We start from the raw sequence: 1,634 nt of genomic DNA on the forward strand, positions 1-1,634 counted from the left end.
GCGAGAAGGGGGTGGCCTTTGGCGAGGCGGGCTTGTGCGGTCTTGCGGTACTGCTTCATCTGGGCATCGAGAACCTTGAGCTGCTCGTTGCGCTGCGCACGGGCTGCACTCGCTGCCTCCTTGCCCGTGGCATGGGCACTATACGCGCTCTGTAGCTGTCCAAAGCCGCTCTGCAAGCCCACCAGGGTCGTGCCGTCTGCCAGCGTGAGCGGTTTGGAGAGTGTGACGGCGCTATCTGCTTCGATCTGCTCCCACAGACTCAGTGTGTCCTGAAGCGCCTTCACCACCACCCCCTGCGAGGAGGTCTTCGGAGGGGTCTTTGCCAGAGCGCTGGCGTAGCGCGAGCCGGGGAGGAGCCCGCTCACTGTGGCCTTGAACTGTGCCAGTCGGGGCACCAAGTCCCCCTTGAGCCGCAAGCAGTCCGCCGTGCTGGTCTGCGCTCGGTTGTCGCCGCTCTCAACCGCCTGATAGAGCGCGGTGAGAGTCGCCTTCGCCTCCACACACTCTGCCCTTGTGGCTCCATCGGGCAGTACCAGGGGGGCACTCCCCAGCGCACCATCTACCGCTGCCCAGTGCGCAATAAAAGTGTCTATAAGTTTGTGATAGGTCTTCAAATCGTTGCTGATTGCCATTGTGTGTACCTTGAACCTTTTGTCAGATAGATTAAACTATACCACAATAAAGTCATACTCTAGCTCAGATTATCTGAACTTAACTTTAAATACTCTGTGCTAAATCTCAAATCCTCTGTACTCAACCTCTTTATTCATGAGCGATACCACAAGCTCATCATGCCCCACTGCAAGGGTTATTTTAGAGTTCCCCGCTTCGACGTTCACAGTCTCCTGTTACCAGCCGTCGCGGTTGAGAGCGCTCAATGGCAGCATGGGTTCCCTATAACTAAAAATTAGCGCAGTCCTGGGGAAGACAGACGGAAACCGATGTAGATGTTCCCACTGTTGAAGTCGCTCGAATTCCGGTTCGCGCAGCGGAAGTATCCCGCGTCAATGCCGTCCCAGGAGCCGCCGCGAAGTACGCGACCACTGCCAAACGATGGCCCCGTAGGGATCGTTTCGTCGCCTCCAGGATAGTAGTCGAAGTACCAATCCGAACACCATTCCCACACATTACCCACCATATCCACAAGCCCGTACCCGTTCACGAACACACGCGAAGACCGCGAGACGGACGCAGTGCCGCCCGTATCGCCAGATCTCTTGCTGCTCCAGAGCTTGTTCTGGTCAAAACCGCCTTTCCAAGGATACTCATCTGTGGTGCCACCATGCGAAGCGTATTCGAACTCCGCCTCCGTAGGCAGTTTCAGTTTCGCCCAGTCCGCATACTCCTTCGCCTCTTCCCAGCTCACGTTCACCATCGGATGATCGGGAATCCAGCCCCAAGCGGGTGGGCGGGGCATCTTGCGGCTCGTGGCATTGCAGAACTCCCAGAACATCGCCACTGTCACCGGAGTGCGCCCCATCTTAAACGCCCAGAGCGTCACCGTGCCACCCTCTTTCTCATTTAAGTATTTCTCGTTCCCCCGCGCAAACGAGCCGCCCGGAATCGCCATCATCTGTGCCTTGTACTCCGCAAGCGTTTTAGGGGCAGGATAACTAGAGGGCAACTTGCGGTTC

Annotated in this window: 2 protein-coding genes; both read right to left on the reverse strand. The window is 57.2% G+C overall.

From position 1 onward, the window contains the following. A partial coding sequence (locus ACH2EH_RS11600; protein ID WP_395141819.1) for a hypothetical protein occupies positions 1-632 on the reverse strand: 632 nt, incomplete at its 3' end. Positions 633-907: 275 nt separating this feature from the next. Continuing rightward, a partial coding sequence (locus ACH2EH_RS11605) for a formylglycine-generating enzyme family protein (protein ID WP_395141821.1) occupies positions 908-1,634 on the reverse strand: 727 nt, incomplete at its 5' end.

Origin of the sequence: Armatimonas sp. (assembly GCF_043760365.1) — a bacterium.
Classification (GTDB): Bacteria; Armatimonadota; Armatimonadia; order Armatimonadales; family Armatimonadaceae; genus Armatimonas.